At 69.9% G+C, this 14,917-nt stretch carries 17 protein-coding genes; 16 read left to right on the plus strand and 1 reads right to left on the minus strand.

Annotated features, from left to right (window positions below; all coding sequences use genetic code 11):
* Positions 1-35: 35 nt before the first annotated feature.
* From VGB24_RS02735 to VGB24_RS02765, 7 genes are all read left to right on the plus strand, one after another.
* Complete coding sequence (locus tag VGB24_RS02735) at positions 36-587, plus strand: hypothetical protein (RefSeq protein WP_331071422.1); 552 nt, start codon at positions 36-38, stop codon at positions 585-587.
* 95 nt (positions 588-682) lie between these two features.
* Positions 683-1,435 carry a M949_RS01915 family surface polysaccharide biosynthesis protein gene (locus VGB24_RS02740; protein WP_331071423.1) on the plus strand — a complete coding sequence of 251 codons (753 nt, stop codon included), beginning with the start codon at positions 683-685 and terminating at the stop codon, positions 1,433-1,435.
* Between the two features lie 61 nt (positions 1,436-1,496).
* Positions 1,497-2,093: a hypothetical protein gene (locus VGB24_RS02745; protein WP_331071424.1), complete on the plus strand. Its 597-nt coding sequence runs from the start codon at positions 1,497-1,499 to the stop codon at positions 2,091-2,093.
* A gap of 15 nt (positions 2,094-2,108) precedes the next feature.
* Positions 2,109-2,954 carry a DUF4037 domain-containing protein gene (locus tag VGB24_RS02750; protein ID WP_331071425.1) on the plus strand — a complete coding sequence of 282 codons (846 nt, stop codon included), beginning with the start codon at positions 2,109-2,111 and terminating at the stop codon, positions 2,952-2,954.
* A 235-nt stretch (positions 2,955-3,189) separates the two neighbouring features.
* Positions 3,190-3,945, plus strand: coding sequence for an electron transfer flavoprotein subunit beta/FixA family protein (locus tag VGB24_RS02755; RefSeq protein ID WP_349263884.1), 756 nt, complete (start codon positions 3,190-3,192; stop codon positions 3,943-3,945).
* A 20-nt stretch (positions 3,946-3,965) separates the two neighbouring features.
* Positions 3,966-4,949 (plus strand): electron transfer flavoprotein subunit alpha/FixB family protein, encoded by a 984-nt coding sequence (locus VGB24_RS02760; RefSeq protein ID WP_331071427.1) that lies wholly within the window; start codon positions 3,966-3,968, stop codon positions 4,947-4,949.
* A 156-nt stretch (positions 4,950-5,105) separates the two neighbouring features.
* Positions 5,106-5,357, plus strand: a complete 252-nt coding sequence (locus VGB24_RS02765; RefSeq protein WP_331024973.1) for a hypothetical protein — start codon at positions 5,106-5,108, stop codon at positions 5,355-5,357.
* 81 nt (positions 5,358-5,438) lie between these two features.
* On the opposite strand, the gene VGB24_RS02770 is transcribed toward VGB24_RS02765, so the two are convergent.
* Positions 5,439-6,116 carry a nitroreductase family protein gene (locus VGB24_RS02770; RefSeq protein ID WP_331071428.1) on the minus strand — a complete coding sequence of 226 codons (678 nt, stop codon included), beginning with the start codon at positions 6,114-6,116 and terminating at the stop codon, positions 5,439-5,441.
* A 126-nt stretch (positions 6,117-6,242) separates the two neighbouring features.
* On the opposite strand from VGB24_RS02770, the gene VGB24_RS02775 reads away from it, so the two are divergent.
* From VGB24_RS02775 to ndk, 9 genes are all read left to right on the plus strand, one after another.
* On the plus strand, positions 6,243-7,286 hold the full coding sequence (locus VGB24_RS02775) for a bifunctional ADP-heptose synthase (RefSeq protein WP_331071429.1): 1,044 nt from the start codon (positions 6,243-6,245) through the stop codon (positions 7,284-7,286).
* A gap of 46 nt (positions 7,287-7,332) precedes the next feature.
* A complete protein-coding gene (locus VGB24_RS02780; RefSeq protein WP_331024970.1) occupies positions 7,333-7,716 on the plus strand; it encodes a RidA family protein in 384 nt (127 codons plus the stop codon).
* A 78-nt stretch (positions 7,717-7,794) separates the two neighbouring features.
* Positions 7,795-9,189 carry a phosphomannomutase/phosphoglucomutase gene (locus tag VGB24_RS02785; protein WP_331071430.1) on the plus strand — a complete coding sequence of 465 codons (1,395 nt, stop codon included), beginning with the start codon at positions 7,795-7,797 and terminating at the stop codon, positions 9,187-9,189.
* Positions 9,190-9,472: 283 nt separating this feature from the next.
* Positions 9,473-10,306 (plus strand): hypothetical protein, encoded by an 834-nt coding sequence (locus VGB24_RS02790; protein WP_331071431.1) that lies wholly within the window; start codon positions 9,473-9,475, stop codon positions 10,304-10,306.
* 57 nt (positions 10,307-10,363) lie between these two features.
* Positions 10,364-11,335, plus strand: coding sequence for a carbamate kinase (locus tag VGB24_RS02795; RefSeq protein ID WP_331071432.1), 972 nt, complete (start codon positions 10,364-10,366; stop codon positions 11,333-11,335).
* A gap of 72 nt (positions 11,336-11,407) precedes the next feature.
* Positions 11,408-12,550: an ADP-forming succinate--CoA ligase subunit beta gene (gene sucC / locus VGB24_RS02800; RefSeq protein ID WP_331071433.1), complete on the plus strand. Its 1,143-nt coding sequence runs from the start codon at positions 11,408-11,410 to the stop codon at positions 12,548-12,550.
* Entirely contained in the window at positions 12,547-13,416 is an 870-nt protein-coding gene (gene sucD / locus VGB24_RS02805; protein ID WP_331071434.1) for a succinate--CoA ligase subunit alpha, read from the plus strand. Before sucC ends, sucD begins: the two co-directional genes overlap by 4 nt.
* Before the next feature lie 44 nt (positions 13,417-13,460).
* Positions 13,461-14,351, plus strand: a complete 891-nt coding sequence (locus VGB24_RS02810; RefSeq protein WP_331071532.1) for a CBS domain-containing protein — start codon at positions 13,461-13,463, stop codon at positions 14,349-14,351.
* 7 nt (positions 14,352-14,358) lie between these two features.
* Positions 14,359-14,775, plus strand: coding sequence for a nucleoside-diphosphate kinase (ndk, locus tag VGB24_RS02815; RefSeq protein WP_331071435.1), 417 nt, complete (start codon positions 14,359-14,361; stop codon positions 14,773-14,775).
* Positions 14,776-14,917 lie beyond the last annotated feature (142 nt).

Here is a 14,917-nt window from a genome sequence, read left to right on the forward strand (position 1 = left end):
TGCCCCTCACAATCGTTATCGCGATGACTCCACCCATGAATCGATCGATCATTCTGCCTCTCGCGCTCCTGTGCGCCTGTGCTCCCCAGGCGTCGCAGGTTCCCGTCGGGCCCGAGCGGATGAGCACGGTGATCATCGAAACGCCGGGAGGAAGCGCGGAGGTGCGCATGGTGGCCGGTCGCCCGCACACGCACAGCAGCGTGGTGCTGGCGCCCGTGGAGCAGGCCTGGGCGGCGCTGCCCGGCGTGTACGAGGGGCTGGGCCTGCCCGGCGCCGGCATCGTGGACGAAGGGCAGCGGCGCTTCGGCATGGGGCCCGCGACGATGCCCCGCCGCGTGAACGGCGAGCGCCTGGCGCGCTTCCTGGACTGCGGCCACACCGTGTCGCTCCCCAACGCCGATGCGTACGCCGTGACGCTCACCATGATCACGCAGCTGAATGCCGAAGCGCCGGCTGCCACGCGGGTGCAAACCGTTCTGGAGGCCACCGCGCGGCCGCGCGACACGGCCGGGAACGACGTAACGTGCACCAGCACCGGCCACCTGGAGCGCCTGATCGCCTCGCGCCTGCAGCCCGCCCCGCGGTAGCCGTTTCGCCGTCCGCATCCTCGCTTCACCATGAGCCGGGCGGGTCTTCTCCCGCACGGCTCACCCGTTTCTCTCCATCCCGATCGAAAATGAGAATGTCGATTCATGCGTTCTGCCGGGTTCTTGGCTGTGCGGCCGCCGCGGTGCTCCTGGGGTGCGAGCCGGCCTCCCAGGACGATGCCCGCCGCGCGCTGGCCGCCGACACGACGGAACCCGCCCGTCCGGCGGAGGTGGCTGCCCTGGAGCTGCTCTCGTTCGATCCGGAGGCGCTGCCCCCGAACGCCGACGTGACCGGAAACGTGGTCGATGGCGCCCGGTGGCGGGATGCCAACGGCGAGAACGTGGTCGTGCTGGCGGAGACGGGCGAGTTCCCGTCGGCCGGCGAGTGCGATACCGATCCCCCGTGCCGCGACGCCGAGATCCGCGCCTACCACTTCGCCCGGAATGGATCCACCTGGAAGCGGCTCTGGCTCGTGACGGACTTTCAGCGGGAATGCGACTTCGACCTGATCGCCGAGTTCGTGAAGGGCAGCCTCTCGGTGACGGACCTGGACCACGACGGCGTGGGCGAGAGCACGTTTTTGTACGCGCTCGCCTGCACCAGCGACGTCAGCCCCTCCACGCTCAAGCTGATCATGCACGAGGGGCAGGCCAAGTACGCCATCCGCGGCACCACCGACCTGTCGGCCGTGCTCGGCACGTCCGAGTACTCGGGGGGCGACCGGAACGTCGATCCCGCCTTCGGGCGCGCGCACCCCAGGCAGCGGTCGTACGCGCTCGCGCAGTGGGGGCGCTTCGTGAAGCCGAAGTCCTCCGTCGTACCCGATGCGGGGGAGCACGACCACTGAGCGGCGCGTGGCGCGGAAGGTGCCGCGCCGGGCAGCCCCACTCGATGCAGGAGAAGCAAGGATGTTTCGAAAGCTGTTTGTGACGATGGCCCTCTGCGCGGGGGTGCTGGGCGGGTGCGACAGCCCGTCGAAGCCCGAGGAGTTCGATCCGGTGGGCACCCTGAGCTTCAGCTACCAGGGCGCGATCAGCGGAACGTTCCAGGCCACGGGCGCCATCGACGTCCAGCCGGGCACCGTGCCCGCCGCGGCGACCGGCGCCACGGCCGTGCGCGAGGAGGAAAGCCTCGCGCTGGTGGCGTTCCAGGCACGCGGGGCGGGGCGGGGGGATGCGTTCGCGCTCCTGCTGGGCGACGCCGAGAAGGGAACGCTTCAGCTGAACCCCACCGCCTGCCAGCAGCAGCCGGCGCCGGAGTGCCGCATCGGCATCTTCGTTCCGGACGTAGCCGCCACGGAGCTGCCCGACACGCGGGATCCCTCCGAGCTGATGGCCAAGAGCTACGTCCTGGTGCTGGGGGCCGTGGAGGTGGTTTCGCGGACGCGCCTGCGGATCAGGGGGACCTTCCAGGGAGTGGCGGTGCGCACCGACAATCCCGGCTTCCAGAACACCATCAACATCGGCCAGGGCCAGTTCGATCTGCCCATCCGGCCCGAGGAGTGACGGGGGCGCTCCGGGATGATCACCCCCGACGAGATCGTCTCCGCCCTGCTTCCCATGCTGCGGACGTGGGTGGCCGGCGAATACGGAATCGCGATCGGGGGATCGTACGCCAAGGGGAGCGGCGATTCCCTTTCCGACGTCGACATCTACCTCTTCGCGAACGAGGTGCTTCCGGCCGCGCGCCGCGACGAACGTGTGGTGGCCGAACTCGGGGCGGAGGCGCGGCCGGAGTCGTGGGGCGCGGACGATCCGTTCGTGCAGGGCGGGACGGACTTCTGGTACGCAGGCCAGCGGGTGGAGTGCTGGCTGCGAAGCACGCGCGCGGTGGATCGCACGCTGCGGGCGTGTCTTGGCGGGGAGGTGCGGCGCGAGTACGTGGTGTGGACGGTGATGGGATTTCTGAGCTACGCCGCGCTCGCGGACGTGCATTCGATGAAGGTCGTGGACGATCCGCACGGCACCCTCGCCGGATGGAAGGCGGCCGTGGCGACCTACCCCGAGGCGCTGCGGCAGAGCATCCTCGGCCGGTTCATGCCCGAAGCCGCCTTCTGGCCGGAGAACTTCCACTACCGAACCGCCGTTCAGCGAGCGGACGGCATCTACACCTCGGCTATCGTCCAGCAGGTCCTGCAGGCGCTGATCCAGGTGGTGTTCGCGCTCAACCGCGTGTACTTCCCTGGTGAAAAGCGGCTGGCGCGGGCGATGGAAACGCTGCCCGTCCAGCCGTCCGGCTTTGCGCGCCGGGTGCAGGAGCTCCTGGCGTCGGCGGCGATGGACGTGGCGGGGCTGGAGAAGCAGCGGCGCGAGCTGGCGGACCTCGTGGCCGAGATGCGTGGCCTGGTCTCGGCGGAATCGAGCTAACCCGTTGCCGCACCAAGCCTGTCATCCTGAGGCCCAGTCGCGCGGTACCTGCCGGTGCGCCGACCCTCGCGGGCCGAAGGATCTAGCCTGGGGCGCGAACCAACCGGGGCGCGGGCGGCGGGTTCACCCGTTCCGGGACGGAAGGGAGCCGGGTTGCCCGATCCACGCGCGACGCGGTATAATCCCCGGCTCCCGAGCCGCCGGACGGCCGGGACGTACCATCGACTCAAGGGAGATGCGCGTGAAGAGCATCGTGTGCGTGAAGCGCGTCCCGGACACCGAGGCGCGCGTTCGCATCGCCGGCGACGAAAAGAGCGTGGATGCCGCCGGCATCAAGTTCGTCCTGAACCCGTACGACGAGTTTGCCGTCGAGGCCGCCCTGAAGCACAAGGAAGCCGCGGGCGCCGGCAGCGTGACGGTGATGACGGTGGGTGGCGCCGAGAGCGCCGAAACGCTGCGTACCGGCCTGGCCATGGGCGCCGACGACGCCGTCCTGCTCAAGTCCGACACCAAGCCCGAGGGACTGGCCGCCGCGCGCGCCCTGGCCGAGGAGATCAAGGGGCGCGAGTACGACCTGGTGCTCTTCGGGATGAAGGCCATCGACGACGACCTGCAGGCCGTGGGGCCCATGACCGCCGAGCTGCTGGGAATTCCCTGCGCCAGCGCGGTCACCGAGTTCAGCGTGGCCGACGGCAAGGTGACGGCGAACCGGGAGATCGAGGGCGGCCACGAGGTGGTGGAGCTCAAAATTCCCTGCGCGCTGACCCTCACCAAGGGCGCCTACGAGCCGCGCTACGCGTCGCTCAAGGGCATCATGGCGGCCAAGAAGAAGCCGCTGGAGCAGAAGGACGCCGCCGCGGGCGACTCCGGGGTGCAGGTGCGCAAGCTCAGCTATCCCGCCGAGCGCCAGGCCGGCCGCATCGTGGGCGAAGGCGCCGACGCGGTGCCCGCGCTGCTGCGGCTGCTGCGCGAAGAGGCCAAGGTCATCTAAAGGCGAGAGGAACCAATCATATGCCAGGCATTTTCGCGTTCGCCGAAACGCGTGACGGCGAAATCCGCAAGGTTTCGCAGGAAGTGGTGACCGCCGCCCGCAAGCTGGCCGATGCGCTGGGCAGCGAGGTGCACGCCGTGGTTCTGGGCGGCTCCGGCATCGGCGGGAGCGCGGCCGAGCTGGGCCGCGTGGGCGCCGACAAGGTGTTCGTGGGCGAGGCCGAGGCGTTCGGCACCTACTCGGCCGAGGGCTACACCACCGTCATCGTCAACTTCATCCAGCAGCACGGCTGCGACGCCGCGCTCTTCCCGGCCACGTCCATGGGCAAGGACCTGGCGCCGCGCGTGGCCGCCCGGCTGGGCGTGGGCTACGCCAGCGACTGCACCGCGCTCGACGTGCAGGGCGGCGACATCGTGGCCACGCGCCCCGAGTACGCCGGCAAGCTGAACGCCCAGGTGGCGTGCACGGGCAAGCCCGCCGTGCTGTCGCTGCGCCCCAACGTGTTCCTGCCCAGCGACAACGCCAAGGCGGGCGAGGTGCAGGCGCTGGACGTGTCCATCAACACGGCCGACTTCGGCGCCATCGTCCGGGAGATCAAGGCGGGCGCGGCGGAGAAGCTGGACGTGGGCGAGGCGCCCATCATCGTCTCCGGGGGCCGCGGGCTGGGCTCGCCCGAGAACTTCAAACTGCTCGACGACCTTGCCGCCGCGTTCGGGGGCAAGTGCGCCGTCGGTGCGTCGCGCGCGGTGGTGGACGCCGGCTGGCGCCCGCACGCCGAGCAGGTGGGGCAGACGGGGAAGACGGTGTCGCCCACGCTGTACTTCGCCGTGGGCATCAGCGGGGCCGTGCAGCACCTGGCGGGGATGCGCACGTCGCGCTACATCGTCGCCATCAACAAGGATCCCGAGGCGCCCATCTTCAAGGTGGCCGACTATGGCATCGTCGGCGACCTGAACGAGATCCTTCCGCGGATGACGGAAGAGGTCCGCAAGATGATGGCGTAAGCCGTCGCCGCGGGTGATGAAGATCGCAGGGGGCGCGGCCTGGCCGCGCCCCTTTCGTTCCTCGTTGCGTGCGGGAGTCGCGCGCCGCGTTCCGCCGTGCTATCGTATACGCTCCACAGACGGGCATCCCCGCTTTCGAACCCGCCCCACGCCACAATGAGCGACGACCTCACCGCGCCGGACCACCTGGAAAAGGCCCGGGAAATCATCTGGGAAGCCGTCGACATGCTCGAAGAGGCGCAGCGGGTGCTCTTCAAGGCGGGCGACTGCTACGTGGGCCAGGTGTGGGGCGACGGGGTGCGCGCCATTCTCGACATCACCGAAGAGATGTCGGAGCTGGCGGGCGACATCACGGCCGTGCACATCGAGATTGGCAAGCTGTCGAAGCGCGACAAGGCCCGCGAGTGATCTGCTGACGGCGCAACGACATGCGGGGCCGGACCTCACCTTGGGTCCGGCCCCGCGTCTTTGTCTGCTCGGCTTCTCGCGCTACTCGAACCAGGCGGAAATCTCGTCCAGCGGCTTGCGCGACAGGTCCGGCACGCGGGCGTCGGCGGCGGGATAGCCCACGGGCATCAGCAGGAAGGGCTTTTCGTTCGCGGGGCGCTGCAGCAGTTCGGAAAGGAAGCCCATCGGCGAGGGCGTGTGGGTGAGCGTCGCCAGCCCCATCCGGTGCACGGCGGCGATGAACAGCCCCGCCGCGATTCCGCAGCTTTCCGTCGAGTAGTAGTGGGTGCGCTGGCTCCCGTCCGCATTCACGCCGTGGCGCTGGCGGAAAAGGACCACCACCCAGGGCGCGGTGGTGATGTGCTCCTTTACCGCGTCCGTGCCCAGCGGCGCCAGCGCGTGCAGCCACTCGGGCGGCATCCGTCCGCCGTAGTTGGCGCGCTCCTCCTCTTCCGCCGCCTCGCGCATGATCCGCTTCATTCCCGCATCGCCCACCACCACGAAGGTCCACGGCTGCTGGTGCGCCCCGGACGGAGCCGTCCCCGCGGTGCGGATCGCATGTTCGATCAGCTCGCGCGGCACCGCCCGGTCGGAGAAGTGGCGGGTCGTACGCCGCCGGTCCATCTCCGCGTAGAACTCGCGCGCACGGCGCAGCATCTCGTCCTCGGGACGCCGCTCGAAGTTCAGCGGCACGAACGCGCGATCGGGATCGTGTTGCACGGCGGAAGCGTCGTCAGGGCAGGGAGGGACGGGGGACTCGGCCGATAATATCGCCTGCCCCTTCCACCGGGCCACCTTTGACACCGTTCCGCCCGGTGTCTAAATTGCTCGCCTCTTTTCCTGGCCTTGGCCGGGTGCTGCACGGGGCTGAACGAGGGCGGGATGGAGCGGCTGACACGCGCGCGGCTGGAAGAGATCCTGGAGCGGTGCAGGGGGTTGCGCGTGGCGGTGGTGGGCGACCTGATGCTCGACGTCTACCTGGTCGGCGCCGTGTCGCGCATCTCGCCCGAGGCGCCGGTCCCTGTGGTCCAGGTCACCGAAGAGCGCCTGGCGCTGGGGGGCGCGGCGAACGTGGCGGCCAACGTCGTCGCCCTCGGCGTGGATTGCGCGCTGATCGGCACGGTGGGCGCGGACGCGGCCGGGCTGCAGGTGCGCGGCGCCCTGACGGAGCTGCACGGCGGCACCGTGCGCCCGCTGCTGGTGGAGCACGCCGGCCGCCCCACGACCACCAAGACGCGCGTGGTGGCGCGGCACCAGCAGGTGGTACGGTTCGACCGCGAGCGCGACGAAGACGTGGGCGGCGACTGCGCGGCCGAGCTGGCGCGGGCCGTGCGCGAGGCGGTGGCGGAATGCGACGCGCTGGTGCTGGAAGACTACAACAAGGGCGTGCTGGTGCCCTCGGTCATCCGCGCGGCCCTCGAGGCCGCGGCCCAGGCGGGCATCCCCAGCGTGGTGGACCCCAAGTTCCGCAACTTCTTCGAGTTCGGCGGAGCGACGGTGTTCAAGCCCAACGCGGTGGAGCTGAGCGCCGCCCTGGGGCAGCCGCTGAACGCCGACGACGACGCCTGGCTGGAAGCAGCCCGCGTTCGCGTCGGCGCGCGGCACCTGCTGCTGACGCTTGGCGAGCACGGCATGGCGCTGCGCTCCGAGCAGGGTGAAACGCTCCGGATTCCCACGGTGGCGCGGCAGGTGTACGACGTGTCCGGCGCGGGCGATACGGTGACCGCGTTCGTCGCCGTGGGGCTGGCGGCGGGCGCCACGATCGAGGAAGCCGCGGTGCTGGCGAACCTGGCGGCCGGCATCGAGGTGGGAAAGGACGGCGTGGCCGTGGTGACGCCGGACGAGCTTCGCGCCATGCTTCCCGAAGGCCGCCGCACGGAAGACGGCTGACCCGTCGTACTTCCGCACTCACGCACTAACGCACTCACGCACTGAAATGCAACGAGTTCAGACCGACCAGGCACCGGCCGCCATCGGCCCGTACAGCCAGGGGATCATCGCCAGCGGCTTCGTGTTCACCGCGGGGCAGGTGCCGTTCGATCCCGCGTCCATGCAGCTGGTGGAAGGCGACATCGGCACGCAGACCGACCAGGTGATGAAGAACCTGGGCGCCATCCTGCGCGAGGCCGGCGCCGACCTTTCCACCGTGGTGAAGACGACGGTGTTCCTGCGCGACATGAACGACTTCGTGGGGATGAACGAGGTATACGAGCGGCATTTCGGCGAGCACAAGCCGGCGCGCAGCACCGTGCAGGTGGCGCGGCTTCCGCGCGACGTGGCGGTGGAGATCGAGGCCGTCGCCGTTCTGCTGGACCGCTAATTGTAGCAGTCGACGGGCGCCCCCCTTCGGCGGGGGGCGCCGTGTTTTTTCCTGGACCCAAAGCCCGAGCCGGCACCAATGACGACCGTCAATCCGCATATCTTCCGTCAGTACGACATCCGTGGCGTGGTGGGACCCGACGTCACCGCGCAGGTGGCCGAGCAGATCGGCCGCGCCTATGCCTCGCTGGCGCGCCGCCGGCTGGGCAAGGACCAGCCGGTGCTGAGCCTGGGCCGCGACAACCGCCTGACCAGCAACGAGCTGGCCGACGCCGTCTCGCGCGGCATGGTGGCCGCGGGCGCGCGCGTGGTGGACGTGGGGCTGGTGCCCACGCCGGCGCACAGCTTCTCGGTCGCGCACTGGGGGCTGGACGGTGGGCTGCAGGTGACGGGCTCGCACAACCCGCCCCAGTACAACGGCTTCAAGATGACGCTGGGCGGGCGCTCCATCTTCGGCGACTCCATCCAGGAGATCCGCCGGATGATCGCCGAAAGCGACTACGAGTCCGGCGAGGGCGCGGTGGAGCACCGCGAGGTGCTGGGCGAGTACGTGCAGGTGCTGGCGGCCAAGTTCACCATCGACCGGCCGATCAAGGTGGTGGTGGACTGCGGCAACGGCACCGGCTCCATCGTGGCGGTGGAGCTGCTGCGCGCGCTGGGGCCCAACGTGGAGGTGATCCCCATCTTCTGCGAGTCGGACGGCACCTTTCCCAACCACCACCCGGACCCGGTGGTCGACAAGAACCTGGTCGACATCATCGCCAAGGTGAAGGAGACCGGGGCCGACCTGGGCGTGGCCTTCGACGGCGACGCCGACCGCATCGGCGCCATCGACGACCAGGGCGGCATCGTCCGGGGCGACACGCTGCTGCTGCTGTACGGGCTGGACCTGATCCAGAAGCACGGGCCGGGGCAGAAGGTGGTGATGGACGTCAAGTGCTCGCAGCAGCTGACCGAGGTGCTGGAAAGCAACGGCGGCGTGGCGATCATGAACGCCACGGGCCACTCGCTGATCAAGGAGCGGATGAAGGAGGAGCACGCGCTCCTGGCCGGCGAGCTCTCCGGCCACATCATGTTCGGCGACGACTACTACGGCTTCGACGACGCCCTGTACGGCGCGCTGCTGCTGATCGACATCGTCGCACGCAGCGGGCGGCCGCTCAGCGCCTGGCTTGCGGAGTTCCCGCAGTTCGTTTCCACCGCCGAGCTTCGCTACCCGGCCACGGAAGAGACCAAGTTCGAGATCGTGGGCCGTGCGACGGCGCACTTCCGCAAGGACCACGACGTGATCGACGTGGACGGCGCCCGCGTGCTGTTCGGCGACGGCTGGGGGCTGATCCGCGCCTCGAACACCGAGCCGGTGCTGGTGGCGCGCTACGAGGCGCGCTCCGCCGAGCGGCTGGAGGAGATCCGCTCGACGATGGAAGGCTGGCTGCAGGGTGAGGGCATCGGCGGGCCGTCCGTCGGGCACTGACGGGGCTCACCGCAGTGGGTGCGCGACCAGGGCGTGTCATCCTGAGGCCCAGGCGCACCGTACTGGCCCGCACGCCGGACTTCGCGGGCCGAAGGATCTAGCCTGCGACGCGTAAACGGTTGGGCGCGGCAGCGGTCATTGTAGCCGAGGCCTCGGCTGCCGTGGGGCCCTCACCCGGCCGCGCTGACACGCGTGCCACCCTCTCTCCCACAAACAGCGTGGGAGAGAGGGTATACTTCAGGCATCGGTGCAAACCCGTTCCTCCTGAGCAGGAGCGCGCGGCATGGCGGTGAACTCGTCCAGTCCGTTGAACGCGGTGGCGGCCCTGCTGGTACTGTGGGGGGCCGTCATCACGCTGCCGCTGGGCCTCGTGGGAGCGCTGTCGGACACCGGGCCCATGCGCATGGTTTTCGCCGTCATGGCGGCGGGCGGCGCGGGCATGCTGTACGGCGGCGTAAAGATGTGGAAGCGGTGGCGCCTCGCCGTGCTGGTGGAGCGCGAGCACCAGCGGGAGATGCGCGCCGCCGTCGGCGCGCCGCCGATGGAGCACGGATCGCCCATCCCGCCCGGCCCGGGCGTCGCCCTGCGGTCCGGCGAGCTGGTGCTGGCGCGGTGGACGTACACCGCCGACGAGTGGCGCGAGTACACGCGCGCCGAGTGGAAGCGCCGGCGGCTCGAGGCGATCGTCGTCGGCGTGTTGCTCCTGCTGGTGGGATACTGCAGCGGCAGGGGCGGGGGCGACGAGGGGAACGCGATGATGGCCGCCGCCGGGCTGGTGGGGGTCGCCATCACGGGCGGGTTGCTGGGCAGGGCCTACCTGGCCCGCAAGGCGAACGAGTCCGCGCCGGGCGAGGCGGTGATCACGGGCTCGGCCATCCTGCTCAACGGCAAGTACCACGTGCTCTCGAACGAGACGTACAGCTTCCAGGGCGTGCGGTACGACACCGAGGCCAAGCCGCCCCTGCTGGAGTTCAGCATCAGCTGGAGCACGCGCCAGGGAGCATCCGGGGAGAAGATTCGCGTTCCCGTGCCCGCCGGGCGCGAAGCGGAGGCCCGGCAGGTGGTGGCCGCGCTCGGGGGCCGGGTGGACCCGCCGAGCCCGCCCGGCACGTCCTGAACCAGCTTGCCGCCCCTTTGCGGCAGGCGTAGAATGTCGCCCCGCTGCAGAGGGTTCGTGGCGCAGAAGACCGTGGTGATCGCGCTGGGCGGCAACGCGCTGGCCCAGCCGGACGAAGAAGGGACGATCGCCCAGCAGTTCCGGCACACGCGCGAGTCGCTGTCGGCAGTCGTGGAGCTGGCGCGCGAGGGATGGCAGATCGCCATCGTGCACGGCAATGGGCCGCAGGTGGGCAACGAGCTCATCCGCAACGAGCAGTCGCGGCACCTGGTTCCCCCGCTTCCGCTGGGCGTGCTGGTGGCGGGGACGGAGGGGTGGATCGGCTACATGATCCAGCAGTCGCTGCAGAACGCCCTTCGCGCGGGCGGCGTGGACCGGCAGGTGGTGACGATGGTCACGCAGGTGCTGGTGGACCCGGACGACCCGGAGCTGCGCCGGCCGACGAAGCCCATCGGCCGCACGATGGACGAGGCAACGGCCCGCGCCCTGGCCGCCGAGCTGGGCGGCCAGGTGGCCGAGGCGAAGGGGGGATGGCGCCGCGTGGTGCCCAGCCCGCGCCCGACGGCCATCGTGGAGCGGGAGATGATCCGCTCCCTCGTGGCCCAGGGCCACCTGGTGATCGCGGCGGGCGGCGGCGGCTGCCCCGTCTACGACCATCCGCGGTACGGGCTGGAGGGGGTGGACGCGGTGGTGGACAAGGACCGCGCCGCCGCCATCCTGGGCCGCGACATCGGCGCCGACGTGCTGGTGATCCTGACCGACGTCGACCGCGTGTACCGCGGCTTCGGCACGCCGGAACAGCGTGCCGTGGAGCGGCTGACGGTGGACGAGGCGGACGAGCTTTTGGCCGGCGGCGGGCTGGGAAGCGGCAGCATGGCGCCCAAGCTGGAAGCCGCGGCCGAATTCGTGCGCCGGGGAGGCACCCGCGCCATCATCGCGCGGCTGGACCAGGGCAGGGAAGCGGTGGCGGGGCAGGCGGGAACCGAGGTAGTGCGGAGGAAGTGCGGAAGTGCGTTCGTGCGGGAGTGAACACCGCGTCGAAACGCACTCACGCACTCACGCACTCACGCACTTGTTGTTAAACCCCAACAGGGATCGTCCGTGAACATCCACGAATACCAGGCGAAGGAGCTGCTCGCCGCCCAGGGGGTTCCCGTCCCCATGGGCGAGGTGGCCACCACGCCCGAGCAGGCGGAAGCGATCGCCCGGCGGCTGGGCGGCGCCGTGGTGGTGAAGGCGCAGGTGCACGTGGGCGGCCGGGGCAAGGCCGGCGGCGTGAAGCTGGCCAGCACCCCCGAAGAGGCGCGCGACAAGGCCGCGGCCATCCTGGGGATGGACATCAAGGGCCTCACGGTGGAAAAGGTGCTGATCGCCCCCGCCGAGGACATCGCCACCGAGGCCTACGTGGGCATCATCCTGGACCGCGCCAGCAAGGCGCCGGTGTGGATGGTTTCGGCCGCCGGCGGCATCGACATCGAAGAGGTGGCGGCCACCGACCCGGACAAGATCACCAAGATGGCGGTGGACCCGCGCTACGGGTTCCTTCCCCACCAGGCCCACCTGCTGGCCACCAAGCTGTACAGCGATCCCAAGCAGGTTCGCGCCACGGCCAGGATCCTCCAGCAGCTGTACAAGGCGTTCATCGAGGCGGGCGCCTCGCTGGCCGAGATCAACCCGCTGATCACCACGCCCTCGGGCGAGGTGAAGGCCATCGATGCCAAGTTCAACATCGACGACAACGAGCTCTTCCGCCTGCCGGAGATCGAGGCGCTGCGCGACGAGAGCTCCGAGGACCCGGCCGAGGTGCTGGCGCGCGAGGCCAACCTCACCTTCATCAAGCTGGACGGCGACGTCGGCTGCGTGGTGAACGGCGCCGGGCTGGCCATGGCCACCATGGACCTGGTGAAGTACTACGGCGGCGAGCCCGCCAACTTCCTGGACATCGGCGGCTCGTCGAACCCCGAGAAGGTGGTGAACGCGCTCAAGATCATCACCACCGACCCGCAGGTGAAGGCCATCCTGTTCAACATCTTCGGCGGCATCACGCGCACCGACGACGTGGCGAACGGCATCGTGACGGCGACGAAGATGATCGACATCAAGGTGCCCATCGTCATTCGCCTGACCGGCACCAACGAGGAGATCGCCGTGAAGATCCTGGCCGAGAACGGCTTCGCCGCGATGACCGACATGGACGAGGCCGTGCAGAAGGCCGTCGCTTTGGCCAAGGGGGAGGCCCAGTGAGCATCTTCATCGATCAGAGCACCCGACTCATCGTACAGGGCATCACCGGGCGTGACGGCTCGTTCCACGCCAAGCAGATGATGGAGTACGGCACCAACGTGGTCGCCGGCGTCACGCCGGGGAAGGGCGGCCAGACGTTCGAAGGCAGCGTGCCCATCTTCAACACCGTCGAAGAGGCGATGAAGGAGACGGGCGCCAACTCGTCGGTCATCTACGTGCCGCCGGCCTTTGCCTCCGACGCCATGTTCGAGGCCGCCGACGCGGGGATCTCGTTCATCGTCTGCATCACCGAGGGCGTGCCGGTGCTCGACATGACCCGCGTGCGTCCGTACGTGCTGGACAAGGGCGCGCGGCTCCTGGGGCCCAACTGCCCCGGCCTGCTGTCGGCCGGCAAGAGCAAGGTGGGGATCATCCCGGGCCACATCACGCAGCCGGGGCCGGTGGGGCTGGTGTCCAAGTCCGGCACGCTGACCTACGAGGTGGTCTACAAGCTCAAGGGCGCGGGGATCGGCACGACGACGTGCGTGGGCATCGGCGGCGACCCCATCAACGGCACCTCGTTCATCGACTGCCTGGCGGCGTTCGAGGCCGACCCGGAGACCAAGGCCATCGTGATGCTGGGCGAGATCGGCGGCACCGACGAGCAGGACGCGGCCGCCTACATCAAGCAGCACGTGACGAAGCCGGTGGTGGGCTTCATCGCGGGCCAGACGGCGCCCCCGGGGCGGCGGATGGGCCACGCGGGGGCCATCATCTCCGGGAGCGCGGGAACGGCCGAGGAGAAGCTGCAGGCCTTCCGCGACAACGGGATCGCCGTCGCCCAGCGCCCGCTGGACGTGGTGGGGCTCATCCAGGAGGTTCTCTGAGCGAGGCCCCCTCCCGGGCGGGGCGCGCGGTTCGGCTGACGGAGATCCTTCGTCCCGAGCACGTCGTCGCCCCGCTCTCGGCGGCCACGATTCCCGAGGCCGTCACGCAGCTGGCGCGCACGCTGGTCGCCTCGGGCGCGGTGCCCGACCGCGAAAAGCTGCGCAAGCTGCTCACCGCGACCCGCGTCCGCGACCTGATCCACGTGGGCGACCGCGTGGTGATGCCCCACCTGCGCACCGACGCGGTGGAGGAGCTGGTGGTGGCCGTTGGCATCGCGCCGCGGCCGCTGCCCGAGGCGCCGGGCGACGCGGGCGCCGTGGCGCAGGTGGTGGTGCTCGTCCTCGCCCCGCTTTCCGCCGCGGGGCTGTACCTGCAGACGGTGGCGGCGCTGGCGCGCGTGCTTCGGCACGACGACGTGGTCGACCGCCTGGTGGCGTCGCGCAGCGCGGCCGAGGTGCTGGCCATTCCCGCCGTCCGCGAGATTACAATCCAGCCACGGCTGCTGGTGAGGGACGTGATGACGCAGCGCGTCTTTCGCACCACGCCCGACTCGCCGGTGCAGGAGGTGCTGGAGATGATCGCTGAGCACAAGCTGCGCGCCGTCCCCGTCGTCGGCGAGAACCGAGAGGTGCTGGGGATGGTGAGCGACCGCGACCTGCTGCGGCACTTTCTTCCCGGCGTGCAGCGCCCGGCGGAGGCCAACGCGCTGGTGTGGCAGGAAACGCGGGTGCGCGAGGTGATGTCGCGCTCGGTGATCTGCGTTTCCGAAGACCAGGCGCTGGCCGAAGTGACCGGCATGCTGGTGAGCAAGGACATCGAGCGCCTGCCCGTGGTGCACGATGGGCAGCTGACCGGCTTTTTGACCCGCGGCGACATCCTGCGCAAGGTGTTCGGGTTCGCCGCGGCTCCCTTGGACCCTGACCACGAAGGATAGATTTCTCATGGCACGCACTTTCGCCATCATCAAGCCCGATGCCGTGCAGAACGGCCACGCCGGCAACATCATCGCCCACGTCCAGAAGGCGGGCTTCCGCATTTTGGGCATGAAGCTCACGCAGATCAGCCTGCCGCAGGCCCGGAAGTTCTACGAGGTGCACGCGGAGCGCGGGTTCTACGGCGAGCTGGTGGAGTTCATGTCCAGCGGCCCGTCGGTGGTCCTGGCGCTGGAGGCCGACAACGCGGTGGCCCTGTGGCGCGAGACCATCGGCAGCACCGACCCGGCCGAGGCCGCCGAGGGCACCATCCGCAAGCTGTACGCGGAGAACAAGGGCCGCAACGCGGTGCACGGCTCCGACAGCGACGAGAACGCCGCCATCGAGATCGCCTTCTTCTTCAGCGGCACCGAGCTGGTGGGCTGAGGCTCGCCGGGACCCCTGGTTCCGGGGCGGTGACGTAGTTTCGGTGGGACATGACGGGGATGCTCTCCAGCGGAGGGCGTCCCCGTTTGCCTTCCTGGCGCCCAGACCGTTGCCGAGGCGCCGGATTTCCGCTTATCCTGTC

Origin of the sequence: Longimicrobium sp. (genome assembly GCF_036399935.1) — a bacterium.
GTDB lineage: Bacteria > Gemmatimonadota > Gemmatimonadetes > Longimicrobiales > Longimicrobiaceae > Longimicrobium.

What these genes read in the sequence shown, in the direction of transcription:
- VGB24_RS02735 (WP_331071422.1), top strand. Translation starts at nt 36, where the DNA reads ATGAATCGATCGATCATTCTGCCTCTCGCGCTCCTGTGCGCCTGTGCT.
- VGB24_RS02740 (WP_331071423.1), top strand. Translation starts at nt 683, where the DNA reads ATGTCGATTCATGCGTTCTGCCGGGTTCTTGGCTGTGCGGCCGCCGCG.
- VGB24_RS02745 (WP_331071424.1), top strand. Translation starts at nt 1,497, where the DNA reads ATGTTTCGAAAGCTGTTTGTGACGATGGCCCTCTGCGCGGGGGTGCTG.
- VGB24_RS02750 (WP_331071425.1), top strand. Translation starts at nt 2,109, where the DNA reads ATGATCACCCCCGACGAGATCGTCTCCGCCCTGCTTCCCATGCTGCGG.
- VGB24_RS02755 (WP_349263884.1), top strand. Translation starts at nt 3,190, where the DNA reads ATGCGCGTGAAGAGCATCGTGTGCGTGAAGCGCGTCCCGGACACCGAG.
- VGB24_RS02760 (WP_331071427.1), top strand. Translation starts at nt 3,966, where the DNA reads ATGCCAGGCATTTTCGCGTTCGCCGAAACGCGTGACGGCGAAATCCGC.
- VGB24_RS02765 (WP_331024973.1), top strand. Translation starts at nt 5,106, where the DNA reads ATGAGCGACGACCTCACCGCGCCGGACCACCTGGAAAAGGCCCGGGAA.
- VGB24_RS02780 (WP_331024970.1), top strand. Translation starts at nt 7,333, where the DNA reads ATGCAACGAGTTCAGACCGACCAGGCACCGGCCGCCATCGGCCCGTAC.
- VGB24_RS02785 (WP_331071430.1), top strand. Translation starts at nt 7,795, where the DNA reads ATGACGACCGTCAATCCGCATATCTTCCGTCAGTACGACATCCGTGGC.
- VGB24_RS02790 (WP_331071431.1), top strand. Translation starts at nt 9,473, where the DNA reads ATGGCGGTGAACTCGTCCAGTCCGTTGAACGCGGTGGCGGCCCTGCTG.
- ndk (WP_331071435.1), top strand. Translation starts at nt 14,359, where the DNA reads ATGGCACGCACTTTCGCCATCATCAAGCCCGATGCCGTGCAGAACGGC.